Source organism: Methanoculleus formosensis (assembly GCF_025384765.1).
GTDB lineage: Archaea > Halobacteriota > Methanomicrobia > Methanomicrobiales > Methanoculleaceae > Methanoculleus > Methanoculleus formosensis.
The window spans coordinates 499,998-524,125 of the sequence record NZ_VHLL01000001.1 but is presented as its reverse complement, the minus strand read 5'-3'; the positions used below and the strand labels follow the sequence as shown (position 1 = coordinate 524,125).

Below are 24,128 nucleotides of genomic sequence, written 5' to 3'. Positions count from 1 at the left end.
CCTGTGGGAAAAAAGTGCCGGGGCCCCTCACTCGATACGGATATACGCGTTTCCGGTCGCCCCGGCATTTACAGTCTGGGTGATCTTTGCCGAGGCATCCTCGGTATCGGGCGCCGAACCACGGACCCGGATGATGTACTCGCCGGGCGGGAGGCCTTCTGAGGGAGCCGCACACGCGCCAGTATGGCCCTGGCGATCCGGTTGTTTCGGAGTAAAATCTCTTCCGAAAGTGATAGTTAACCCGCCCGCTCCGGGAAACCGGTGTAATTACCCGGAATCACCGCGGGTTTATCCATCATTCGTCAGATTGCCCTGCAACTCGTTCCGATAAAAAATGGGGATATGAAGATGGTATCAGCTGATTTTGATGTATGCCCGGTTGCCCGCTCCCACCAGAACGGAGTCCGCCCATGTAATCTCGTTACTCGCACCATCATCGTCAGGTGTAATCTCCTGGGCAAAAACCCGTATCTTGTACCACCCTTCCTTCTCCCCGAGGTTAAGAGTGGTCGAATACGTGCCGTTAACATTGGTGTCTGCGGGATGGTGCAGCGTATCGCCCTCGTGCCAGTTGCCGTCCCACCAGATATCGTCCTGGCTGAACTGGTACATGATCTTCTGCGTAACCGACCGATTTCCGGTGTAGTTAAGGCCCCAGGTAGGGACGAGAACGCCGGGGTCATCCGTGTTGAGAGATTCCTGAGTCAACCAGATCTGCGCCGCGGCAGCGCCGGACTCACTGAGGTTATGACTGGCGGTGATGAAGGTGTGGGGAAGACCCAGTTCCGTCGGACCCACAGTGCCGTTGAACTTGATGACGGAATCGTTGCCGAAGATGTCGATGTTCCCCTCTTTCAGGACCTTCAGGCGGAAGGTGGTTTTCCAGGTCTGGTCGAGGTAGATGTCCCCAACTTCAAAGGTGAGAGTCTGGTCACCTTCCCAATCATCGCTCAGATCTTTCGGCTCCGACTCCCAGATGGTCGTTTCGTTGCCTGTCCAGTATTTGATCATGTTGGTCGGTGGTTCATATTCAAAGACGTCCTCGGTGGGAGTAGTGGAATTGATCGTGACCTTATCGAACGCCAGGTCCATTTCGGTGTCGACGCTGGCCGCCTCCTGGAGGTTCCGGGCAATCTTGGTGTAGATCTCGGCAAGGTCATCGCCGGTGGGCGCATCGTGATGCTCCCCACCGGTCGCATTTGCAAGAACTACCATCGTATTCCATGTGTTGCCGCCCTCCACGATACCTTCCGAGAACGATATCGTGTACAGCCGGATGTTGTTCTTGCTCGCATAGACAGACATATTCTGCTCATCGTCCTCAAGATCCTCGAAGGATGTATAACTCTCCTTGGCAAGCGGATCGCCATAGTCATTATATTCGCCGTCACCGAGAATAACAACCGCTTTCACGGCATTGGAACGACCAGTATTATTCAACTCAGTGATCGCTCTGTAAATACCATACCGCATAGGCGTTCCCCAATAAGGGATCATTTCTCCAATGGTGGTATTAATTTCTAATTGGTTGCTGCTCAATCCAAGGTCAAGGGTTGCATAGTCAGCATATTTCTTATCAGGGCCGTAAAGCTTGCGATAACCCTCGTCATCTATAACAGTATTGTCCTTACCAAGCCATCCGCCAATGACCCTGTTCCGATTATCATACTGCTTGCTATACTCAATAATATCTGTCCACCCCCGGCCACCAAAGGACACAAGTCCAAGTCGATCATATCCATGATCAATCAGGGTATTGAAGATCTTGGAGGCATCCATCGCCTTGACCATACGATCGGGATAATCCTTCAACATACTTCCCGATCGGTCGGTACAGAGCATCACATCGATTGGCTTCTTCTGGAGTGCCCAGCCGTCGCCGATCAACCGGATTGTGACGCTGACGTTATCGGTCACATTGACCACCTGTGGCTCGACCGTGACGTTGACGCTGAGGTAGGGGTAGTTCCTGAAGGACACTGTAGTGTCTTCCTGCATACCCTCCCATTCGGCCTGGATCGTTGCACTTCCCGAGGCCGTATCATTGTAATTGTACAGGGGATCCGTATCCCGGGTGAAGTTCCCAGGGTGGAATTTGATCGTGGCAAATCCGTCCCCATCGGTCATGGCAACAAGAGGTGCACCATCTTTCTTGGAAGTGGAACTGCCATTCGATATCCGGGGCTCGGCGGTCATATTATTCCCCTCGCCGTCGAACCCGGTGATCCTGAACGAAACACTCTGGTCCCGAACGGGGTTGCCCTTCGAGTCCATCACTTTCGCCCTGATCGAAGAGAAAATATCGCCTTTCACGTCCCCGCTCGCGATGGTCTGGGGGACGGCAGTAAGAACTATACCAGTCGGGTCGGCGCTATAGAAGCCCACCTTCTGCGTACATGAAACACTGCTGTTGTCGACGGCGGTCGCGTTTATCTCTGCGACGCCGATCCGGTCAAGCGATGTATACGTGATCTGCGCCTTACCCATACTGTTTGTTCTGGTGAACAACTCCTCCGGGTTCAGGAAACCGGATATCGGCTGGACGTTTACTCTTATCTGCCGGTCACCTGCGGGGTTACCATACTCGTCATAGAGGGCATAAGTGATGGTGAACTGTTCGCCGAGCGGCAGTTCGGGGTAGTAATCGGGATTCGGATCCTCCACCTTCGGAGAGACAAACTGGTAGATCTTCGACGGCTCTCCGTTCGCGATCCCGGTGATGGTCAGATAACGTAGCCCGATGTTTCCGGGGAATGTTACAAGTACAATATTTTGCCCGGCCAGCGTATCGATCCGGAGCGTTGTGGTGGCGTTCCCCGCATCGTCCACCGGCACCAAGAGTTCGTCCACGAAGGATGCACCGTCCCAGAGCCCTGCCGGTGGACTCACCATGAACGTCACCTTCTCGGGAACGCCACCCATGTCATTCTCCCACCTGCTGTCCACCAGGTTCCCATATTTGTCCACCATCCGAACGACGATCTTCGTCGTCTCTCCGGCGGTCACTTCCGGATCGTACCCAAGATGGGCAATCTTATGCGCCACCGCGTGGTCGATCTGCTGCTCGCCGCTTTCGGTCAGGGGCGCGTCCACCCCCTCCGACACCGTCGCCGTGATCGTCGCGGTCCCGCTCCGCGTCCCGTGCCTGAAGGTCGCCGTGGCCGTTCCGTCGCTGCCTGTGACCACGCGCACGGGCGAGATACTCCCGTAGGCGCTGTCGACCGCAAGATCGACAACAGCGCCGGAGACCGGGCTGGCAGGGGTGCCGTTTGTGACCAGTATCGTGACGGTCGAGGACCCCCCGCTCCCCGCCGTCAGCCACGGCGTATCGGTACTGAGGGTAATATTGTCAGGTATCAGCGCCCCGGCCGGGGCCGCAAGAAAGAGCAAACCCACCACCAGGCACGCATACGTCCATCCGTTCATACGTCACCGTATGTATCCCTGACACGTTATCCCTTATAAATATTATTAATTCAATAGATGGCTAAGAAAGCCTCTTTTCCAGATCAGACAATAATATCTGCTCAAATCAAACATATTTTCCACACACCGCCAGGGGTCTGAATGAACCGGCGTTGATTCTCCGGAACAGAGAACGATCTTTCCTTCTAGAACCGATCCGGTCGCCGGGCCCGGAAAAAGATATCCCCGGAGACCCGACCCCGCGAAGAAAAATAGATGGAGGTTACAGGCTGTCCGGGCGGCGTGGCCTGCCCCGGTTCCGCCCCGCCCGCCTGTGCCGCACGACCATGACCGCCGCAAGGAGAAGCACGGCAACAACACCGACGCCGGCCACGAGCACCCAGACGTTGAAATCCTTCTCCATGACCAGCGGGATGGTGAGTTCGGTTATGCCGAGCGGGATATCGGCATCGACCGAGATGTTCCGGTAACCCTCACGGCTGGCGGCGACGGCATGCACCTTGTTCGTGACGAGCGGCGTCTTGAGGTGTCCCAGGCTGTCGGTCACCCCGGCAACCTGGCCGTCGATGACGACGACCGCGCCTACAACCGGGTTCCTGTCGGGGTCTTCTGCGCGGACGGTCACGCTCGCCCGGTCGTAACCGAGTTCTGCGACGATATCCTCGCCCTGCCCGGTGATCTGGCGCGTCTCGCTCCAGGCCGCGTAACCGGGCGCCCGCACCACAATCTCGTAGGCACCTGCATGGATGTTGGAGAGCGTGAACCTGCCATACTGGCTGGTCTTGCCCTGCAGTGTCCCGTTGAGATAGATCTCGGCCCCTTCGACCGGCTTCGTCGCCTCGTTGAAGACCGTTATCGAGACGGGGTATTCCGACTTCGAGAGGCGTACCGGGAGGAAGACATTGTCCACCTCGAGGTAGCGGCTCTCCTGGTAGGGCTGGTAATCGGGCGCCGTCACCCTGAATGAGTACCGCTTCGCTCGCTCCAGGTGGAGCTGTAGCCTGCCGTCGGCGTCGGTCTCCCCGGCGCGCGCGTTGTCGATGTACACCTCCGCGCCCTTGAGCGGGGTGAAGGTCTCGGCGTCCAGCACCTGGACGCCCAGGATGTCATTAGAGAAGAGGAGGCACTGGACGGTTCTGCCGCCGCTCTCCATCTGCACGGTCTTCGAGAGGTCATGGTATCCCGACGCGCGGATCTCGGCGTTGTACAACTCATTCGCCTTCACCGGGAAGTTCACGCTCCCGCTGCTGCCGGTGACTTCAGAGTCGGAGTAGTCGGTACCCGTAACGCGCACCACGCCGCCTACGATCGGTTTCAAGGTGCCCGCATCGTAGAGTTCGAACGTGAGGGTCGCGTCCTCCCGGATCATATCGACATTGACGCGGGTTGCATCGTAGTCGACGTATTCCACCCAGTTCCGGTAGCCTTTCCGGACAACCTTCAGGTAGAGGTCCTTCTTCCCGGAATGGACATAGGAGTAGGTTCCAACCGAGTTGGTGCTTCCCACGTAGTCACCATCGATGTATATCGAGGCATCGGCAAGCGCGTCATTGGTCTTATCGTCGACCACGTTGATGCGCAGGGTGACCGCCTGCGCCGTGCAGCAGAGAAGGACGCAGGAGATCAGAAGGGCTATGACGAGACGGCTTTTCTTCATGAAGGAGTATTATTGCGGCAAAAAATTTGAGTGCATCGGTTTACACCCAGCGCTCGTGAGGGATACGTTCAAGTACCATACCTTCCACAACCACCGGCATCAGCGTCCGGCCGACCTCGATCGCACGTTCGAGCCGCCATTCCCGCTCGGCGTAGATGGTGAAGATGGGGTCGCCCTTCTTGACCCGGGTCCCCTTCTTTGCGTGGATCTCGAGCCCCGCGCCGTGATCGTAGGGGGAGCCCGCGAGCCGGGCGAGCGTGACGAGCGCGCTGTTGTTCAGTTCGATGACGTAGCCGTCCTGCGGCGCCCGGACATCGAACCGGTACTCGCCCGGAACGATATCCTCGGCCTTCACGGTCGGATCACCGCCCTGGATCTCGATGATCTGCCGCATCTTCTCGAGCGCCTTGCCGCTCCGGAGTAACTCTGCGGCTGCCTGGTACCCCTGCCCCTGTGCGGCCTTCCCGGCCATCTCGAGCGCAATCCCGGAGAGCGAGAGGCTCTTCTGGACCAGGGAACTCGGTTCGGTCGCGCCTTCGAGGACGGCGAGGGCTTCACGCACCTCGAGGTTGGGGCCGATGGTGTGGCCGACGAGCGACTCCCCATAACTGAGCGCGCACTCGACCCGCATGCCGAGCCGTTCCCCGATCTCGATGAACTCCCGGGCGAGTTTCCGGCCTTCCTGGGGGTCCGGGATCTTGGTGTTGCGACCGACCGGGATGTCGATGACCACGAGGTCGGCGCCGACGGCAAACTTCTTCGCCATGACGCTCGCGATCATCTGGCCCCGGGCGTCGATCCGGAGCGGGTACTCGTAGGTGATGATCTTGTCGTCGGCGGGGGCGATGTTCGTGGCGCCGCCCCAGACGATGACACCGCCGACCTTCTCGGTCATCTGCTGCACCTCGGTCGCCGTGAATGAGACCGGCGCGAGAACTTCCATGAGGTCGGCGGTCCCGCCGGCGCCGGTGATGGCGCGGGAACTGGTCTTCGGGATCAAAAGGCCGCTCGCGGCGATGATCGGCGCGATCAGGAGGGTGATCTTGTTCCCGGGCACGCCCCCGATTGAGTGCTTGTCGACGATGGGGTGCCGGGTGAAGTGGAGGCGCTCCCCGGTCTCGACCGTGGCCCTCGTCAGATACTCCACCTCGTCCATGTCGAGGCCGTTGATGTACGACGCGGTGACGTAGGCGGTGATCTCGCCGGGCGAGAGGATGTCGTCGACGATATCCCTGACGATATCCACGGTCTCGTCCTTGGTGAACCGGCCGCCGTCCATCTTCTTCTTGATGTGCCGGAGGGATGCCGGCCGCTCGGCACTCCGGACAACGACAACGGTCCCTTCATCGACGGCAAGCGTCGCGTTCAGCGGGCGGTAGACCCCGATGACACCCGGCTCGATGAGCGAGCCGGTGGTGTCGACGTGGGCCTGGGCGGTCTTTCCGGTCGCCTCGTCGGCGACCAGAACGCGGTCGCCGTCGCGGACCCGCATGTTCCTGGCGTCGGTGCTGTGGAGGAGAACCCCCCGGTTTGCGATGTCGAGTAGTTTCACGGTCAGTTTCATCTGCGTAATCCCATCCTGATTGAGATTGAGGTGTTGTACTACTTAAGGACGGGTGATCGGGGAGTGCCGATCACTTCTCCAGCGACGAAGTGTGTAGCAGGTTGTAGGGTGACTGTTGAATACCAGGGTGAATATTTATCGAGAGGAAAGAACAATTCAACGTTAGGACGTGTATATGAAGGTTTATTTGGACGTTTGCTGCCTGTGCCGCCCTTTTGACGACCAAAGATTTAACCGCATCAGGATAGAGGCAGAAGCCGTGATCGCAATCCTTAATGGGGGTATGGAAGGCTGGGAGTTAATTGGGAGCGAAATCATCGGATATGAAATAGCCAGAATTCCAGACGAAGAGAGGAGGAGGTCGGTCGAAGGTCTTCTCCAGTTTACACAGGGACCAGTTATGATCGATGAAGCGACCACGGATCGCGCCCGGACATTCAACGAGATAGGCATTGATGCATTCGATGCTCTACACCTCGCAACTGCCGAGAGTGTAGGTGCTGTGTTTCTTACAACCGACGATGCACTCATCAAAGTTATTATGAATCATGCGGATAAGATCTCTACCAAGGTATACAACCCTGTGCAGTGGCTCATGGAGGTGACAATCTGTGGAAGTAAAGACGCTCAATGAGATCAGGATCCGGGGGTTCGAAGTGCTGGTGAAGAATCTCGGACCTGCAGATGCGATACGGTTTATCCAGAGTTATTCCCATGGTAGCGGGGATTACACCAGAGAGCGCAAAACCTGGCTTGAGAAGGATCTCGACACGGTTGCTGCAGGTATCCTGGAGCGCCGGAAGAAGGAAAACCGCGCCTGAGGCTGCACCCGTTCCCGGGTGCCCGGATAGGCGGATCTCTTCTTCGCCACGTTATCTTTCGCCGCCATCGCCCCGGCGGACCGCGGTTGGTGCCGCCCTCATTTCCCTCGTGTTCCCGGTCAGCGACATCGGGACCGGCTCAGTCGCCCCTGGCGGTGCCAGTCCCGATCACGAGATCATCCAGTTTGAAGGTATCGTTCAGCGGTCCTGCATTCCAGCAAGGATCTCCGTGACTGCCTGTTTGAATCCAGGGAGATCATCTCCAACGATAGCCCAAACGGCCTCCAAATCCACGCTCATGTACTGGTGGATCAAGACATCCCAGAGACCGGCGATCCGGCGCCACGGGACATCCGGACACTTTTTCTTCAAGAATTCCGGGATCTGCTTCACAGCCTCGCCGATGATCTCAAAGTTTCGTATCACTGCATCCTGCGCCATCGGAGAGTTCATGAACACGTCTCGCCCTTCTCGCGTATAATCCTCAATCCGCTCTATCGACTCGAGGATATGGATGAGATAGAGGCAGTCGTCACTCACAGCGGCACGGCCTCCCGGCAGACGCGATCCCTGATATACCAGTGCAGTCCTTTCTCGGTCACCACGTCGACATCACGGCCAAGCAGGTCTTGCAGATCCTGGGCGAGGGCAATGTGGTCAAGGAGGCTCCTTCCGGGCTCGAACTCGACGAGGAGGTCGAGGTCGCTTGCCGGGGTCTCCTCACCCCGAACCACCGATCCAAAGACTCTGACCCTGCGGGCACCATGTCTGGCTGCGATCTCGAGGATCTCACCTTTTCGTTCGAGCAGTTCCGCATGCAGACCCATTCAAACCCTCTCCTGCATCGATCTTATGAAGCAGGGGATATAAGGATTTTCCCGGGTGGATTATTTTTCATCCAATGTTTCACGTAGCACCCCATCAGCTCACGCGGCTGGTGGCACCTCAAGTTCCGGACGTTCCGTCCTTCGCGTTTTTCGCGGCTTCGCGTGAGGTGGCGCTCTGCACGGATCCACACAGATACGGTGAAATGCCCATCAGGCAGCGAGGGGAGTATGCTGATCCTCAGCCCCATCATTCATCCGGATGAGTTAGCTCCCGCAAATCCTGACCGGAAGGCGGCAAAACACAGGTTAAGCCCATGACAATCGGGTCTCTCTTCGGTGCTTTTCAGGGTGAAGCCCGGGGGATTCAAAAGGACCTTGGGCCCAGGACGAACAGCCTGACATCCTGTCCCATACCCGAAATGACGCTCAATAAAACCGACTTGAATAAAAAATAGGGTTGTTTAGGGTTTAGTCCCGACGCAGGACCAGGAAGGCAACCGCACCAAGGCCGGCCAGAGCAAGGAGTGCTCCGAACCCTGGGGACTGGGTGGGGGTAGCTTCAGTGGTCGTGGTAGCGGTCGGGGTGACCTCACCGGTCGCGGTCGCGGTCGGGGTAGCCTGAGTCGTCGGGACTGCCTCGACTACGTTGAAGGCCGCGGTCGCGGTCGTGTCGGTCTCGATGGACTCGACCTTGACGATGTACTGGTCGGGCTTGAAGCTCGCACCGTCAACCTCGAACGACCAGGTGTTCGCGCCGTCACCCTGCTGGATGACCGCAGTGCCGCCGACACCGGAGAAGGCGGAAGCCTCGGTCTTCTGGCCGGGCTGGAACGCAGCGGAGGTGACCTCGATGTTCAGCGTGTCGCCGACAGCGAGGTTGGTCGTGCCGGTGATCGTGAACTTGCTGCCCGCAGCCTTGTCACCGATCGCATCAATGAAGAGCTGGGGTTCTTCGATGACAAACGTGAGCTTCACGTAGGTGTCCGGAATGTTCGGGGAATCGAGAATGTCGATCAGCGCGGATGCCGCGGCTGGTGCCTGCAGGTTGGTGATCGTCACAGGGTTCATGCTCGGAGCCGAGACCGATCCAGCGGGGGTCCAGGTGAGTGATCCTGCATTACCAACAGTAGTAACGCCCATCGGGTGCTGGACTATGACGAAGTACTGGCCTGCAGCGAGCTGATCGGTTGAGATCTCTTCCTCGAAGGTGCCGTCGGACTCAACGGATGGGGACAGCACATTCAGCTGGCCATCGTTGGCACCGTAGTAGTTCTTGCCGAAGATCCAGACGAACACATTCCCAGGGTTGCCCTGTGCGGTTCCGGAGAGCGTCAGGTCGTTCCCCTTTGCAACAGTGGCACCGCTCGTGGTCGCGGTGATGAACCCGGATCTGAGCGATACGGAAGCGGTGGCATACTTGGCTTCGGAGATCTTGTCCTTGGCCTTAACATCTGAGACCGCGTAGATTGTGTAACTGCCGGCATCGACTTTGGCCTTAGAGGTGTCCCACTTCCAGGACCAGGTATCGTCAGCCTTCACATCCACTTCGGTGAAGTTGGTCTTAACACCGGTTGCAACCGGCTTCGTGACGTCCTCAAGGTTGACACCGTTGCCAGGGAGGTTCGGACCGGTCATGAAGAGGTAAACCTTCTTGTTGTCGGTGTTGGTACCGGATAGGGTAACCTCCTCACCGATGTAGTAGACACCGGTACCGGACGTCGTGATGGTGACGGCGCCTTTCTCAACTCTCACCTTAACGCTGTCATCCTGGGTTTGACCGATCGCAGCACCAGCCGCGTTGAAGGGACCACTGACTTCGAAGGTGTAGGTCTTGGCCTCAGTCGAGGCGTTGGTGGTAAACTCCAAGGTCCGGGTGCCAGCTGCAGTGGTCTTTACGAACGCATGGAATTCATCAGGACTCAAAGGCTGAACGCCAGTCTGGGAAGGTCTGAGCGCCGGGGCGATGTTGCCGGTTGTTGTAACGTTCACCCAGTAGTACATCTCCGACTCGCCGGTAATGTCCACGGCGATAGCGTTGTTGCGAACAACCGTGTCCTGCTTGGCCGTAATGGCAACGGATCCCGAGACAACCTCGAAGGTCACAGCATTGGTGTCCCCAAGATCAGCAGTGCCGCTGCCCCAGACCGCACGGGCGGTGTAGGTGCCGAATGTGAGGTTCGCCATAGGGATCGCAGCGGTCTCACTCGGCCGGGTGGTAACGTTCACACTGAGGGGAACGCCATCGATGACCTCCACAGTACCGCCGCCGGGTGTGGTAACACGGACCGTCATGTTGGCGTAGCCGGCAGGGGCGCCAACTGCGAGATCTCCGAGGTTGCTGTCAATCCGGAACCGGATGGACTGCGTCCCGGTTACACGCTGGCCGTCAACGGACGTGGTACCGCTGGATCCCAGCAGGACGCGAAGGTTCTTCGAGGGGTTCTGGATCTGGACGGTACCCGCGGCTCCAGCCCCATCCTTGGCGACATCGCTAGAGGAATTGTAAGCATACCAGAGTCCGGTCGTGCTTCCAACATCGGCTTCGAGCAGATCGTAGTCGATAATGCTGTATACCGACATGATCTTCTGATTAGACTCACCAGGAGCATAAACCAGAACACCACTTGTTACACCTGCTCCAGGATTAAATACACCTGTCAGGTTGAGGTTTTCTTCACCCACATAGATGGTTGTGCCGTCAGTAACATTCCGCGCCGCCGCAGCCGGTGCAACGACCAGCGCAGCCGCGAGGATCATGGCGACCACCATCAGTTTTGTCATACTCTTCATACTATACCTCCATTTGTGATGACATGAGGGAGTGTGAACGCGAGGTACTCGACAGACGTCGAATACGGGTTCACCACGCTCTATACTCCGATTCACGGAATATGTCACAATATTTGTGGAACACTTAATATATCCTTTGTGGTCGACCGGGTGTCCGACGCCCCCGAAAGGCACCACAATACTGGAAAACGCCCCGAATACGTCAGGATCACGCTTCATTCCCGGATCACCGGAGTCCATAGATACGCGAGGATAAAAATCTTACTCCGCGGATTAGCGGGAGCCCCCGGCCCCGGCAGCGCTCCCTGCGCGACCCTGCCGCGCTTACTCTCCGCGGTGCCGCACGCGCCCTGCACCCGCCCGGGTGCCCGCCATGCCCGCACCCGGGCAACCGCCCCCGGCGGGGAGACCACCGGAGCACGTATATATAAGACCGTTCCCAGTGGGGAGCCTTTTCTACCCCGGCCTGCAAACTATTCTCCATGCGGATCATTCGGGCGCCTACGCTCGCACGGGCACACGAACTGGCGGTCAGGACCGTCCTCGAGAAGGGATGGGTGCTGGATACGGAGAACGACGAGGCGACGATCGAGTGCGAGGAACTCGCGCTCGAGGTGGAGTCGCCGGAGAGCGAGCCGATGGCAAGCCCCGCCTCAAGGTTCCAGCAGCGGTTCCTGGACGTCTACGCCGAGAACCTCCTCAAGGGTTCCGACGCGAAGTTCGAGTACGACTACCACCGGCGGCTCTTCGACTGGGGCGAAACCCTCACGGTGAACGGCGAGGACGTCCACATCGACCAGATCGACTACATCGCCCGGAAGCTCGCCGCCGCCCCGAACTCCCGGCGGGCGGTCGCGATCACCTGGAACCCGGTCGTCGACGAGAACCTCGACGACTGCCCCTGCCTCCAGCTCGTCCAGTGCCTGCTGCGGGACGGGAAACTCCAGATGAAGGTCGTCTTCAGGAGCAACGACATCCTCTCCGCCGCCGGCTCCAATATGTACGCGCTCGTCCGCCTCCAGAGGATGATCGCAGATAGGCTCGGCGTCCCCTGCGGGCGCTACACCCACATCGCGCTCGTCCCCCACGTCTACTACCGCCGGGATATCAACGATATCGAGCCGTTTTGCAGATCAGGCGCCGATATCCGGCCTGTTGTCGAAGTCTGCCGGGCCTGCGGAAAGTGCCCGCGCTCGTCCGGGGCATAAACCCCGGCCGTCACTTTAATTAAGATTCACAGACAACATTTTAGAGCCCAATAGCCCGGTAGTGTAGCGGTCAATCATGTGAGACTCTGGATCTCGCGACAGCAGTTCGAATCTGCTCCGGGCTACTCAATCTTTTTCTCCGTCTACAAACGGCATACACCGGAGGGTGGTATATGATTGATCACAATCTCGGCGGCACCGTGCGCCTCGACGACGAAGAGACGCTTGCCCTGCTCGCGGGCCTCTACGACGACGGCGCAATCCGCCACATCCAGGTGCAGGCCGTCCCCCTGCCCCGGCCGGTCTTCCGGGAACGCCTCGACCGGGTCGCCGCATCCGGCATCCCTTCGGTCGTCCACGCGCCCCACCACAGCCACGGCGTCAACCCCTGCGCCCCGGCGGCATACGACGACCGGCCGGCGAAGGAGATCGAGGAATATATAGAAGAGGCGATGCGGCAGACCCTTGAGGCCGCCGACATCCTCGGCGCGGAGACGATCGTCCTCCACGCGGGGAGGTTCGAGCCGGGGGGACGGCTCGCTGCCATCGAGACATTCGCCCACTTCCTCGACCGCCATAACGATCCCCGCTTCGCCCTCGAAAACCTCCCCGCCGTCTACGCCGGCTACCCCCTCCTTGGGAACACCGCCGGAGAACTCACGGCGCTTGCGGGCGAAAAGATCACCCGGTTCTGCCTCGACTTTCCCCACCTCGCCTGCACCGCAAACCACCGCCGCCTCTCGTTCCTGGATGAACTGGAACAGTTCGAGGAACTCAACGTGGCTCTCCACCACCTCTCGAACATCCGGCGGGGCTCGATCACCGACGAGCACCTCGAACTCGACCACCCCGAGGGCGGCCTCGATCTTGCGGCGGTCGTTGCCCGGCTGCGGCGGCACCCCACTGTCCCGACGACGCTCGAGTACAAGGATGACTCGGTGGACGTCTACACCCGGCAGGTGCGGGTCTTTGCCGGGCTCTGGGAAGACCGTGCCGGGAGTGAAGCGCACCCGTAGCACATCGGGGCCACCCCGAAGAATCGGCTCAACAACAGCAGTCGTGATCCCGCCCGACCAGGAAAAGCAAAATCCTATATGCGGGGGCAATCCCATTGAAGCACGCAATGATCCTTGAGTACATCAATGCGGCACTCGAACACGCCCGCTACGAGATCATCGAGGACGACGAACCGTATTACGGAGAGATCCCGGAGCTTCCCGGGGTCTTTGCAACCGGCAGAACGCTTGAGGAGTGCAGGAGAAACCTTGCCAGCGTCATCGACGAATGGCTGGTTATACGACTCCGGCGTGGCCTCCCGATACCTCCAATCGCCGGCCGCACGGTAGGAGAGGTCGCCAGGGTTGATACAGGTGCCGGAGCATAGGATCAGACCAGTCTCATGGAACCAGCTGGTGAAGAATCTTCAGGCCCTGGGATACGTCGACATGGTCAAAGAGCACCTCTATGATCATTGTGGCAGAGATTCACAGTTATCTTCTGAAGATGTTACATCGGTACATCGGTATAGTGTTCTTCTTTTTCGTTTTCAAGGCCCTATGAAATCCAAAGCGTTCATAAAACAGTTCAGCACCAGGTTTGGCATCGACAGTGAGAACGCAACATCCGGAATACTTTGATACAGTTATTGCTATCGACCTTATCGCGGTTAACATGGCTCGCCCAACACCTCTTCCCTCGTATTCCTGATGTGCGGCGAACCGGGCAATTTTGATTGCAGGATAATAGGAGTGGTTATACCAATCTTTGTCGTCCTCGGGATCAATGTCCTTCTTGATGATACTATCATTGAGGAGCGAGAAGTATCCGACACACCCTCCTTTGTAGATGGCGAGATAAGTAGCGGCGACGTGGGCATCCTGGTTTTTCTGTGCATCATTGGTCAGGTAGTCAGTAAGTTCCTGATGTGTGCAGGAAAAAGATGAAGTATCATGACGTGTGGCGAGATGCTCAAAGGATATATTCGATAGAGATATCTCCGGTAACCTGATGTCCGGGGTCGCGGGGAAGTTCCTGGAAGGCATTTTGATCGCGCAAAAATAGATACAAGTGAAGAGAGTTTTTAGCGGATGGATTTTACAAGTTCCTCTCCGTGGTCACGTACCCACCGGGTCATCTTCCGGCCTTCCGGAGTGTCATAGCAGTCGGGGTCCGCCATATATCTCTCGAAACGGCGTGCGTCATCCCCTTCCAGGTAGAGGCCTAATTCAATTTTCTGGGCCATATCTACATCATCCCCACGTATCTTTTTGGCTTTTGGTTATGGTATCTCTCACCGTATTAATATGTGTTAGGGTTGCATAGCACCATACGACCTTACTAACTGCATATTCGCTTTCGCCCTGCATCTCCCATCAGGCCCATCCTTTCATAGCGTCGATGGAGGGCTTCGTAATCCAGCATGCCGTTCAAGGAAAGCGCTAATAACTACACGACGATCTTCATGCGCTTCTGCATGAGGCAACTTGAGGTGCATGAAATCATTCGATGTCTTGAAGTATGCATCCACCCGCAAACCAAAACCAGATGGGCCCTCTAACTTCATACATCAAAATAATCAAGCAGCACCCACAACCCCGTCCTCATGCCAGCAGCGCCGCGATGATCCCGGTTAAAAAGATCCCATCAAACGTCCCCGCTCCCCCGATGCTCGCCATCGGCGCCCCCAGTTCCGCGATATGGTTGAGGTTCAGGAGGTCCGCCCCGATCAGGGTGCCGAGCGTCCCGCTCACGTAGGCGATGATCACCGCCGCGGCCGGGACGCCGCCCGCAAAGAGCGAGAGGATCAGCGCCGCAAAGAGCGCCGCGAGCGGCGGGATGAAGAACGGCGTCGCGATCCCGAGGCCGGGCACCGGGCGGGCGACGAGTTTTGTTACGACCGTCACGACCGCGACCCCGATGAGAGCGAGGGCGAAGAGCTGGTAGCCGCCGCTGAGAACGACCGAGTCATAGAGCAGGTAGAGCGATATCAGGACAGGGATCACTGCGCCGCCGACGTTGACCGCGAGGACCGTCCGCGGCGCCTGCTGCGGGATGCGGTAGAGCCGCCCGTACATCACGGCGTAGCGGTCGTAGGCCGGCACCCCCGGCCGGCCCTCAAGCGTCTTCACCGGGATATTGATGAAACTCCCGACAAGCGTCAGGATGAGGATGAGGAGCGCCTGCCACCAGGAAAACCCGAGCCGCGTGAACGTTGCCCCGATCGCGGTTAAAAAAAGGATCGGAAAGACGATGACGGCGAGGAGAAAGAGAACCAGCAGCCCGACGAAGAAGAGGAGCAGCAGCGGGGAGAAGGGGTTGAAGACTACCCGGTCCATGTGATGGAGTCGCTCTCCCCTCTAATATATACTACTCCCGGAGGGTGCAGACGATCGCGGCATGATCGTGGTGGTAGGGCTCGAGCCACCGGACATCCGCGATATTGAGGCGCTGCTCAAGCCCGGCCCGCGCCCCGGCGAGCACCTCGGCCGGGTCCTGCCGGACGTCCACGCTCCGGGTCTTGAGCATCAGGATGAGATGGCCGCCCGGTTTGAGGAAGACGATGTTCTTCATCGCGATCTCGACCTGGTTCGGCTGCGCCACGTCCTGGTAGAGGAGGTCGACCGCCTCCATGAACGGTGCATACTCGTCCGGACGGTTCGCGTCGGCCATGATCGAGACGATGTTCTTCCTCCGGCGGGCCACCTCGAGGAGATCCTGCATCGGCCGGGGCGCAAACTCCACCGCGTAGACCGTCTCGACGTAGTCGGCGACGTGCGAGACCGTGGTTCCGTTCGCCGCACCGAGGTAGAGCACCCTCATCTCCGGCGTCAGTTCCACCCCGCCGCCGAGGGTGTAGAGCGCCGCAAGCTTGCTCCGGTAGGGGTCCCAGACCCGGTAGCCGTCGAGCGTCCGCTCCCCGTAGACCCCGCCCTCGCCGGGCGAGACCAGCATGTTCCCGAGCCGGATCATGCCTCGACCCCCGCCTCGTCGATCCGCGCCTGGGCGCCCTCGAGGAACTCCGGCACCGCCTCGCCCCGGTAGTAGTCGAGCCGGGCGGCGATGGCGAGTTTCGCCGAGAGCACCCGGGCCACCCGCCCCCGCACATCCTTCGGGGCGTTGTGGACCCGGCGGTGCTGGAAGATGATCCCGTGCTTCGGCGGCGGTGTCCCGCCCCGGAGGTGCGAGAAGAGCGCCCGCTCCGAGCCGAGAACCTGGATGGTGCTCCCCGGCATCCTCGCGAGTGTGGCAAGCCCTCCCGCACGGGAGAGGAGCCGGGCCGCGACCAGCCCGCCGATGAGGGCGCTCGTATTCGGCATCACCTCGTCGGCCCGGGCCGAGACCTCCCGCATCAGGCGGGTTCTCGTCCCGGCGAGCCGCTCGATCTCGTCGGCGACGTCCGATAACCCGCCCCGCGCCCCTTTCCGGACGATGCCGAGCATCTTCTTCGCCGGGAGGCTGCGGTACTTCCGGGAGAACGAGGGGTTCGTGACCTGGTACCACTCCGCTGCACGTTCCGAGAGGAGGTTGATGACGTTGTCGAGCTCGTCGAGCATCCTGACCATCTGGAGGAGTTCGACGTCCCGGCCCTGGTATGCCCGGGCGATCTTCTGCCGGGCAAGGACGGTGCAGACGGAGCGGAGCAGGTCGACGTACTCCTCCCGGGTCCGGACGACCCCGCAGTCCCGGGCAGCCTCCCAGTCGATAGGGACGTAGGACTCCATACCGGTGCGGAGCGCGGCAGCCCGCTCGGCGAGCGCGGCCGGATCGGTGCCGGCCCCCCGGCACCCCCCCTCGTCGATCTCCCCGAACCAGTAGCGCTGTAGCATGGTACGGTATTGGGAGGCAGTCGATATAAGAGCGTCAGGCAAGACCGAAGGAGTAGACCATCACCGGGACCATGATTGCCCCCATGCAGTAGACCCGGCGGACGTTGACGAGAGTCGGGACGTAACCGACGGCTGTCGCGAGCAGGAGGACGAGCACCCCGAACGGGCCGCAGAGGAAGAGGGAGAGGAGGGCGACGAAGACGATGACGGCGTGGTTGAGCAACGTGGTGTTCACGCCGGAGAACCACGCAGCCATCGACGAGAGGCGGATGGTGAGGAGGTAGGCGCCGATCGCGGCCAGCGCACCCGCAAGAAGGATGGCGGTCGCCGGCGGGAGCTCCTCGAGCGCCCCGATCGCCGCCATCACTCCGCTCCGCGTCCGGGCTATGGCGTAGAATGCCGCAAGCCCGAGGAAGGCGTTCACGGTGTTTGCGGCGCTCGTCGCAAGGATGTACTCCCGGGGGTTCGAGTCGTAGCCGACGACCGAGGTGAGAAGTGCGTTCGCCGTGGCGCTCGAGAGGCCCGGGAGCCAGCCGACGAGAGCACCGGCGGCCGAGCCGAGGAGGGAGCCCCGCCGGAGTGCGCCCGCGGGGAGGGCGATCCCCGAGAAGCGCTGCTCAGGCATCGCCCCGTGCGATGCATGGAGGAGGACCGCGATCCCGAAGAGCCCGGAGAGGAGAGGCATCAGCACCCCGGACTCGCCGCCCGTCGGCCAGGCGAGGAAGGAGTAGCCGAGCGAGAAGAGCCCGAGGAGCCCGGATACCGCAAAGACCGCAAGCGCCCACCCGGGGGATTCGGAGACGACGATGAGGTAGCCGGCGACGGCGAGGATGACAAGACCGATCCCCCAGTCGATCGCCGGCTGGAGCGCGGGGAGGAAGAGGACGAACGCCAGCCCGAGCGGGAGGGAGAAGGCGACGCCTGCGGCGCTCCCGAGAGCCGATATCCTGACGGCCTCCTCTCCCCGGCCCTCGAGGCAGAGGGCATGCGCGGGGAGGACCGCAAGCGATGTGTCGGCGTCGGGGATGCCGAGGAAGGTGCCCGGGACGTTGTCGAGGAACGTATGCGTAACGAGCGTGGAGAACATGGCCGAGGCGATGAAGACCGGATCGAACCAGGCGAGCAGGAGCGCCTGGAGGGAGAGGAGGACGCCCGCCACGGTGTTTGCATGGATCCCGGGAACGAGGCCGCTCACGGCGCCGCAACCGATGCCGACCACTGTCCCAAGCACGATACTCGCGAGCACGTGAAATAACGGTCGAAGCGGGCGGGGATAAATCAACCGAATTGCGTTCCCGATACAGTCATATTCCACCGGGGCGAAGGTTGTAACGATGAAGATCGCCATCACCCGGCTCGAGAACAAGGCGGCGGGAGACCGCGCCCTCTGCGCAACCTATGGTCACGACTGCTACACGGTCTCACCCCTCCGGGCGGATCTGCGGCCCGAGCGGGTCGATACGTTCGTCGAGGCCGTCCACCGCGGCGAGTTCGAATGCCTCTTCTTCTCAAGCGCCCTCCCGGCGGCGATCGTCGGGCCGAAACTCGAACGGTGGCCGCGGGTGATCGCGATCGGGCCGAAGACCGCCGAAGTCCTCCGGGGGTTCGGGATCGAGGCGGAGGTTCTCCCCACGTTCTACTCCCGTGACTTCGTCCCCTACCTCGGAGAGTGGCTCCGGGGCCGGACGGTCGGGATCCCGCGGGCCGACGTCCCAAACCCGGGCCTTCTCGGGGCGATCGCCGATGCGGGAGGGACCGTCCGGGAGGAACGGGTCTACGCCCTCATCCCCACCGGTGCCGAACTCGCGCTCGACGCCGCCGACGCCGTCCTCTTCACGAGCGCCATGTCCTACCGGGAAGCCCGGTGGCAGCCCCGCGGCGACCTCCTCCTCGTCGCCATCGGCGAGATCACCGCCGATGCCATGCGGGCGGGCGGGCATCCCCCGGCGGTCGTCGGGGACGGGTCACTCGCGGGAACGCTTGAAGCACTGAACCGCTACGCGGAAGGCAGGTGAGGAGATGACCGACCAGGACTATTCCATCCCGGAGTCCGGGATCGTCGTCGTCGACAAGCCCCGGGGGCCGAGCAGCCACCAGGTGACCGCCTGGGTCGGGGATATCCTCGGGCGGCGGGTCGGCCACGCCGGGACGCTCGACCCGCAGGTATCCGGGGTGCTCGTCGTCATGTTCGGCGGCGCCGTCCGGCTCGCCCCCGTCCTCCTCTCGCACAACAAGGAGTATGTCTGCCTGATGCGCCTCCACGCCGACGCCTCCCGGGAGAGCGTGGAGCAGGCGGCAGCGGAGTTCGTCGGCCGGATCTACCAGCGCCCGCCGAGAAAGAGCGCGGTGAAGAGGAACCTCCGGATCAGGAAGATTCAGGAGATCGAGATCCTGGATATGGATGGCCGGCTCGTCCTCTTCCGGGTCAGGTGCGATGCCGGGACCTACATCCGGACGCTCTGCATCCACCTGGGTTACGCGATCGGGACCTGCGCCCATATGGAGGAACTCCGGAGAATTCGCTCGGGATCGTTCGGCGAGACCGCCGCCGTCACGCTCCACGAACTCGCCGATGCCGCTGCGGTCGCCCGGGAGGGCGAGAATGAGCCCCTGCAGAGGATGATCCTCCCCGCGGCGGCCGCCGTCGCCGACCTTGCGAAGGTCGTCATCCGCGACACCGCCGTCGATGCCGTCTGCCACGGTGCGGTGCTTGCCGGAGTGGGGGTCGTTGGGAAGGAGGGCGGATTTGCAAAGGGCGAGACGGTCGCGATCGTGACCGGGCGCGGCGAACTCGTCGGGCTCGGGAAGGGCCTCGTCAATTCGTCGGCGCTGAAGCCCGGGGAACCGGGGTTCGTCGTCGCGCCCACCTCCGTCCTGATGCAGCCCGGCACCTATCCCCGCGGCTGGAAAGCGCACGGCAAGAGTTAATATTAATAGAATATCCCGCCAACTAATGATGCACATTCCGTGCTGAGGTAGTCTAGACCGGTAGGGCGCGGGCCTGGAAAGCCCGTGGGGCGTTGAGCCCCTCGGGAGTTCAAATCTCCCCCTCAGCGTTTTAACATACGATTGATTCTTTTATCGGATCTATTATGCAGACTCCCTGCAGGCTCCGATCGTTATTCTCTGGATTGTGCCGTGTTCTTTACCCTTTAGCGTGAGAACTCCTCGGTTCGACCCCCTTCACCCATAGATTAACATGCAGAAGAGCTACCGGGGGCGATGCTATGAAGATCCGGGTGAGCACGAATGGCCCGTATATCGTGACCGGAGGTGTCCCGCTCACAGTGATGGAGATCGCCAACGATGACAGGGGCGACTGCCGTTCATGGCAAAAGGTACGGGAGTATCCCCTGCGGGAAGAATATGCCCTGTGCCGTTGCGGGCATTCGAAGAACGAACCGTTCTGCGACGGGACACATGCGAAGGATCGCTTTAACGGTACCGAAACCGCCGGAGATGAACCGTATCTTGAGAACCCCACCGTCATCAGAGGGCCGGAATTGGAGCTGGCCGATTATGAAGGGCTCTGTGCACACGCACGGTTCTGCCTGAGGGCAGGGGGAATCTGGAACCTCACGGAGCGGTCCGATATCCCGGACGCCCGGGACACAGCGATAGATGAAGCGTGCAACTGCCCCTCCGGTCGGCTCGTTCTCCGTGATCGAAAGAGCGGTGAGGCGATCGAGCCCGCTCTTGAGAGAGCTATCGTCGTGATCGAAAACCCCGCCAGGGGTGAACACGGGCCGCTCTGGGTCCGCGGCGGGATCCCTGTCGAGTCCGCCGACGGGAGAACCTATACGATCAGAAACCGGGTTACCCTCTGCGGGTGCGGGAGATCGCGGAACAAACCGTTCTGCGACGGGATCCACATCGGGCTGTAAACGATTCGATCCCCGTCTTTAAGGCGTAAGAGATGGCGTCGCAGAGAAGTGGCGAGGATGATCGCAACGATGATATTCAATAGCCTACTATAGATCATAGTATGTCTCAGACGACAGTGTGGGTATCTAAGGAGACAAAAGAGCGGCTGGCAGGGATGAAGCGGTACCCTCGCGAGACCTTTGACGATGTTATCAGGCGGCTCATGAATACCGCCGAGGACGAAGAGCCCCTGAGCGCCGAGGCTATCCGGGGAATCGAGGAGTCGCTCGAAGATATCAAGGCCGGCCGCCTGTATACCCTGGAAGAAGCGCGCGCCGAGTTGCAGGCGGTATGGGATACAGAGTAAAACTCACGGCGGCGGTGGTGCGGAACCTCGCGAAGATGCCCGCGAGTGTCGGAACCCGGATCCTCGACGAGGTGGAGGCGCTTGCTCAGGAACCGGATCCCACCCGGCACGTGAAGAAGCTGAAAGGAGGGAGCCAGAACCCTTTCTATTCACTGCGGGTCGGAAAATACCGTGCTATTTTGAATATCTGTGACGATGTCCTTCTGATCGTCGTGGTGGAAGTAGGTCATCGGTCGAGAGTATACCGGAAGCACTGATTTTTTTCGGAAAAAAAGGGGTTTCACCCCTCAGATCGACATCCCGACCATCATCATCGAGAAAAGCACCAGATCGTAGACCGTATGCGTGATCGCCGACGTCGTCGTGTTCGTATACTGCCGGATATAGGCAAAGACGATCCCTGCAAGGAAGACCGATATGAGGCCGTCCCAGCTGTACTGGAACGCATGAAGCGACGCAAAGAGGAGCGCCGGGAGGAGGATGCCGAACCGGGGCTGGAGCAGGCCGCGGATGCTCACCTCCTCGCCGAACCCCGCCGCGACGGATGCCATGATGATCCCGGGGAGCGTGAGCGCTCCGGCAAAGAGCAGGTTGACGGCCTCCATGTCGGTGACCGGAAGGCCGAGCCAGCCCACAAGCATGGCGAGCGCCAGATCAACGAAGTGGAAGACGGCAACGAGCACGAGACCCGCACCGACGGCAAAAGCGACCTCTTTCCCCGTCGGGCGGACGAGTCCGAGCCGTTCGAGGGTCTCGCGCCCCGTCCGCCGGATGAACGCTCCGGCGATGAAGAACGAGCCGATGAGCGTCCAGAAGAGCGTGTAGGCGTTCAGCGTGATCGACTCCGCAAAGAGATCCCCGGACTCGAGCAGGAGGTCGAGGAACGGCTCCGAGAGGAAAGGCGGAACCCCCGTGACAAGGAGCGGTATGGGCGGGATGAGGATCATGGCGAGGATGACCACGAGCGCGACCGTATGGAGGAGGGAGTCCGGGTCGAACGGGAGGTACCCCGCGAGCCATCCCCTGAACCGGCGGGAAAACCCGATGAGGCTTGCAAACCCCGCGACGATGACACCGAGGAGGAGGAGGGCAACTTCCGCGGCCAGGGCAAGGTCGACCGTCTCCGGATCGATCTCCTCGGACTCGAGCGCCTCCGCCGGCAGGATTGCTATGGCGCCGAACCCCGTCGCGATAGCCGCAAGCCCGGCGACCACGACCAGGAGCCAGAGGACGGCGATCCACCGGAACAGAGGGTGCCGGGTTCCGGCGAGGTAGACGAGCATCGCGAGGATGACGAAGAGCGCCACGTCGAGCGCCGAGGTGAGGAACGCTCCCACTTCCCCACCGATCTCCCCGAAGGCCGCAACCAGGATGATGAGGCCGAAGAAAGCGATCAGGAGTTCGGGTGCGTGTCGTTGGAAAAATTCTCGTGACATAATTGGTTCCCGCTATGAGGCAGAATACCTGTTCACGCGCGGCCGCAATGAAGGTAACGCAGGCTCACCGCCGTCCGGCCCTCCCGGCGGCAAGCCAGCCCCCCACCCCCGTGATCGCGAGCCCTATGGCCTGCAGAAGGAAGAGCACCGGCAGCGGCACCCGGCCGATGAGGGCGGCGCCCGCAAACGGTCCGGCCGCAAGACCCAGGGAGTAGAAGGTGTTGTAGATGCCGTAGGCGGCGCCCTGCGAACCGTGGTCGCGGTAGATGCCGGCGAGGATCGGCATCACCGGGACGATGGCGCAGCTCAGGGCGACCCCCAGCACGAAGACGGCGATGATGGTGAGGGCGAGGGTTGGGGCCTGCACGGCGGCGACGACCGCGGCCGCGGAGAGGAGGAGCCCAACGCCGATGAGGTGGCGGGCTCCCCCGTAGCGGTCGTAGATCCTTCCTGCGGCCGGCTGGGCGAGGATAGCCGCGACCGCGAGGACCGCGAAGACAAGCCCGATCGTTGCCGGGGACGCCGAGAAGGCGGCGTGCAGGTGGACCGGGAGGTAGGGGTCCACGATACCGTAGGTCGCGGATACCGCGACGACCACGACCGCACAGGCGGCAAGAAGGCGGCGGTTCTTCACGGGCAGCACCGTCGACCGCTCTTTCTGCCTGCAGGTGCGCACCGGGACGGCGAAGACCACAAGACCGACCGCAGCCACGAGCACCGCCGGGATGAGGAAGGTCGCGGTGTAGCCCAGGTACTCGAAGAGCAGCCCCCCGATGACCGGACCGATGACCGTCCCGAACCCGACCGCCGAGAGGGCGATCCCCATCTTCTCCCCGAGCCGTGCCGGGTCACAGGTCTCGGCGAGGAGGGCAAGCCCCGCCGACCAGGTGGCGGCAGCGGCTATCCCCTGGACCACCCGGGCGACGATCAGGTGGGTGGCCGTGGCAGAGAAGCCGAAGAGCGCCGTCGCAAGGGCGAGGAGGAGCATCCCGACGACGATGAGCGGCCGGCGCCCAACCCGGTCGGAGAGGAGGCCCATCGGGATGGAGAAGAGGAGGAGCATCGCGGCATAGAGCCCGAAGACGATCCCGACGAACGACTCGTCCACCCCGAGCCGGGGGGCATACTCGGGAAAGACCGGGATGAGGAGGCCGTAGATCGCCATATCCATGAATATGACGAGTGCGACCAGGACGAGGATGGCGTCCGGCGATGCGGCGATACGGCTCCTGAAGGCGCGGAGCCGATGCAGTATTCCGGTCGTCATGCTGATTCATCTCCCCGAAGAGGACTCTCTTCTCCCGTAGGTTGGCGCCGCCGGGTTATATCGGTTACAGAAGAA

23 protein-coding genes and 2 tRNA genes are annotated in these 24,128 nt (G+C 60.8%); 12 read left to right on the top strand and 13 right to left on the bottom strand.

The genetic code is table 11. The annotated features are described in order from the left end of the window. Nucleotides 1-354: 354 nt before the first annotated feature. From FKB36_RS02770 to FKB36_RS02760, 3 genes are all read right to left on the bottom strand, one after another. Entirely contained in the window at nucleotides 355-3,426 is a 3,072-nt protein-coding gene (locus FKB36_RS02770) for a hypothetical protein (protein ID WP_261596492.1), read from the bottom strand. Nucleotides 3,427-3,688: 262 nt separating this feature from the next. Further along, complete coding sequence (locus FKB36_RS02765) at nucleotides 3,689-5,083, bottom strand: carboxypeptidase-like regulatory domain-containing protein (protein ID WP_261596491.1); 1,395 nt, start codon at nucleotides 5,081-5,083, stop codon at nucleotides 3,689-3,691. A gap of 40 nt (nucleotides 5,084-5,123) precedes the next feature. Further along, nucleotides 5,124-6,647, bottom strand: coding sequence for an AMP phosphorylase (locus tag FKB36_RS02760; RefSeq protein WP_261596490.1), 1,524 nt, complete (start codon nucleotides 6,645-6,647; stop codon nucleotides 5,124-5,126). Nucleotides 6,648-6,822: 175 nt separating this feature from the next. On the opposite strand from FKB36_RS02760, the gene FKB36_RS02755 reads away from it, so the two are divergent. Together FKB36_RS02755 and FKB36_RS02750 are read left to right on the top strand one after the other, a co-directional pair. Continuing rightward, complete coding sequence (locus FKB36_RS02755) at nucleotides 6,823-7,281, top strand: PIN domain-containing protein (RefSeq protein WP_390895684.1); 459 nt, start codon at nucleotides 6,823-6,825, stop codon at nucleotides 7,279-7,281. Then, on the top strand, nucleotides 7,259-7,468 hold the full coding sequence (locus FKB36_RS02750) for a hypothetical protein (protein WP_261596488.1): 210 nt from the start codon (nucleotides 7,259-7,261) through the stop codon (nucleotides 7,466-7,468). The genes FKB36_RS02755 and FKB36_RS02750 overlap by 23 nt, the downstream gene beginning before the upstream one ends. Nucleotides 7,469-7,666: 198 nt before the next feature. Here the strand turns inward: FKB36_RS02750 and FKB36_RS02745 are convergent, their stop codons facing one another. The 3 genes from FKB36_RS02745 to FKB36_RS02735 all read right to left on the bottom strand — a co-directional run bounded on the left by FKB36_RS02745 (nucleotide 7,667) and on the right by FKB36_RS02735 (nucleotide 11,085). Further along, nucleotides 7,667-8,008, bottom strand: a complete 342-nt coding sequence (locus tag FKB36_RS02745) for a HepT-like ribonuclease domain-containing protein (protein WP_261596487.1) — start codon at nucleotides 8,006-8,008, stop codon at nucleotides 7,667-7,669. Beyond that, nucleotides 8,005-8,295, bottom strand: coding sequence for a nucleotidyltransferase family protein (locus FKB36_RS02740; RefSeq protein WP_261596486.1), 291 nt, complete (start codon nucleotides 8,293-8,295; stop codon nucleotides 8,005-8,007). Before FKB36_RS02740 ends, FKB36_RS02745 begins: the two co-directional genes overlap by 4 nt. Nucleotides 8,296-8,763: 468 nt before the next feature. Next, a complete protein-coding gene (locus tag FKB36_RS02735) occupies nucleotides 8,764-11,085 on the bottom strand; it encodes an MEMAR_RS02690 family S-layer glycoprotein (protein WP_261596485.1) in 2,322 nt (773 codons plus the stop codon). A 482-nt stretch (nucleotides 11,086-11,567) separates the two neighbouring features. Here FKB36_RS02735 and FKB36_RS02730 point away from each other — a divergent pair, with 482 nt between their 5' ends. The 4 genes from FKB36_RS02730 to FKB36_RS02715 all read left to right on the top strand — a co-directional run bounded on the left by FKB36_RS02730 (nucleotide 11,568) and on the right by FKB36_RS02715 (nucleotide 13,677). Further along, complete coding sequence (locus FKB36_RS02730) at nucleotides 11,568-12,293, top strand: thymidylate synthase (RefSeq protein WP_261596484.1); 726 nt, start codon at nucleotides 11,568-11,570, stop codon at nucleotides 12,291-12,293. Nucleotides 12,294-12,345: 52 nt separating this feature from the next. Next, nucleotides 12,346-12,418: transfer RNA gene (locus tag FKB36_RS02725), tRNA-Gln, on the top strand. A 48-nt stretch (nucleotides 12,419-12,466) separates the two neighbouring features. Continuing rightward, nucleotides 12,467-13,309, top strand: a complete 843-nt coding sequence (locus tag FKB36_RS02720; RefSeq protein WP_261596483.1) for a TIM barrel protein — start codon at nucleotides 12,467-12,469, stop codon at nucleotides 13,307-13,309. Between the two features lie 95 nt (nucleotides 13,310-13,404). After that, the gene (locus FKB36_RS02715; RefSeq protein WP_261596482.1) at nucleotides 13,405-13,677 is read left to right on the top strand and encodes a type II toxin-antitoxin system HicB family antitoxin; all 273 of its coding nucleotides are present in this window, start codon (nucleotides 13,405-13,407) and stop codon (nucleotides 13,675-13,677) included. Between the two features lie 106 nt (nucleotides 13,678-13,783). Here the strand turns inward: FKB36_RS02715 and FKB36_RS02710 are convergent, their stop codons facing one another. The 5 genes from FKB36_RS02710 to FKB36_RS02690 all read right to left on the bottom strand — a co-directional run bounded on the left by FKB36_RS02710 (nucleotide 13,784) and on the right by FKB36_RS02690 (nucleotide 18,365). Next, nucleotides 13,784-14,335 (bottom strand): GNAT family N-acetyltransferase, encoded by a 552-nt coding sequence (locus tag FKB36_RS02710; RefSeq protein WP_261596481.1) that lies wholly within the window; start codon nucleotides 14,333-14,335, stop codon nucleotides 13,784-13,786. Nucleotides 14,336-14,893: 558 nt separating this feature from the next. Next, entirely contained in the window at nucleotides 14,894-15,628 is a 735-nt protein-coding gene (locus FKB36_RS02705) for a DUF1614 domain-containing protein (RefSeq protein WP_261596480.1), read from the bottom strand. A 31-nt stretch (nucleotides 15,629-15,659) separates the two neighbouring features. Beyond that, nucleotides 15,660-16,262, bottom strand: a complete 603-nt coding sequence (locus FKB36_RS02700) for a fibrillarin-like rRNA/tRNA 2'-O-methyltransferase (protein ID WP_261596479.1) — start codon at nucleotides 16,260-16,262, stop codon at nucleotides 15,660-15,662. Further along, nucleotides 16,259-17,119 carry an NOP5/NOP56 family protein gene (locus FKB36_RS02695; protein WP_261596478.1) on the bottom strand — a complete coding sequence of 287 codons (861 nt, stop codon included), beginning with the start codon at nucleotides 17,117-17,119 and terminating at the stop codon, nucleotides 16,259-16,261. Before FKB36_RS02695 ends, FKB36_RS02700 begins: the two co-directional genes overlap by 4 nt. A gap of 34 nt (nucleotides 17,120-17,153) precedes the next feature. Then, nucleotides 17,154-18,365 (bottom strand): tripartite tricarboxylate transporter permease, encoded by a 1,212-nt coding sequence (locus FKB36_RS02690; RefSeq protein WP_261596477.1) that lies wholly within the window; start codon nucleotides 18,363-18,365, stop codon nucleotides 17,154-17,156. Nucleotides 18,366-18,453: 88 nt separating this feature from the next. Here FKB36_RS02690 and FKB36_RS02685 point away from each other — a divergent pair, with 88 nt between their 5' ends. From FKB36_RS02685 to FKB36_RS02660, 6 genes are all read left to right on the top strand, one after another. Next, a complete protein-coding gene (locus FKB36_RS02685) occupies nucleotides 18,454-19,134 on the top strand; it encodes a uroporphyrinogen-III synthase (protein ID WP_261596476.1) in 681 nt (226 codons plus the stop codon). 4 nt (nucleotides 19,135-19,138) lie between these two features. After that, nucleotides 19,139-20,047, top strand: a complete 909-nt coding sequence (locus FKB36_RS02680) for an RNA-guided pseudouridylation complex pseudouridine synthase subunit Cbf5 (protein WP_261596475.1) — start codon at nucleotides 19,139-19,141, stop codon at nucleotides 20,045-20,047. A 41-nt stretch (nucleotides 20,048-20,088) separates the two neighbouring features. After that, nucleotides 20,089-20,175, top strand: a tRNA-Ser gene (locus FKB36_RS02675). A 171-nt stretch (nucleotides 20,176-20,346) separates the two neighbouring features. Then, a complete protein-coding gene (locus tag FKB36_RS02670) occupies nucleotides 20,347-21,003 on the top strand; it encodes a CDGSH iron-sulfur domain-containing protein (RefSeq protein WP_261596474.1) in 657 nt (218 codons plus the stop codon). A gap of 101 nt (nucleotides 21,004-21,104) precedes the next feature. Further along, nucleotides 21,105-21,350 carry a DUF7557 family protein gene (locus FKB36_RS02665; RefSeq protein ID WP_261596473.1) on the top strand — a complete coding sequence of 82 codons (246 nt, stop codon included), beginning with the start codon at nucleotides 21,105-21,107 and terminating at the stop codon, nucleotides 21,348-21,350. Further along, entirely contained in the window at nucleotides 21,335-21,607 is a 273-nt protein-coding gene (locus FKB36_RS02660; protein ID WP_261596472.1) for a type II toxin-antitoxin system RelE family toxin, read from the top strand. The genes FKB36_RS02665 and FKB36_RS02660 overlap by 16 nt, the downstream gene beginning before the upstream one ends. Nucleotides 21,608-21,637: 30 nt before the next feature. Here FKB36_RS02660 and FKB36_RS02655 read toward each other — a convergent pair whose 3' ends face one another. Both FKB36_RS02655 and FKB36_RS02650 read right to left on the bottom strand, forming a co-directional pair. Continuing rightward, nucleotides 21,638-22,786, bottom strand: a complete 1,149-nt coding sequence (locus tag FKB36_RS02655) for a CPBP family intramembrane glutamic endopeptidase (protein WP_261596471.1) — start codon at nucleotides 22,784-22,786, stop codon at nucleotides 21,638-21,640. Between the two features lie 64 nt (nucleotides 22,787-22,850). Next, nucleotides 22,851-24,053, bottom strand: coding sequence for an MFS transporter (locus FKB36_RS02650; RefSeq protein ID WP_261596470.1), 1,203 nt, complete (start codon nucleotides 24,051-24,053; stop codon nucleotides 22,851-22,853). Nucleotides 24,054-24,128: the final 75 nt, after the last annotated feature.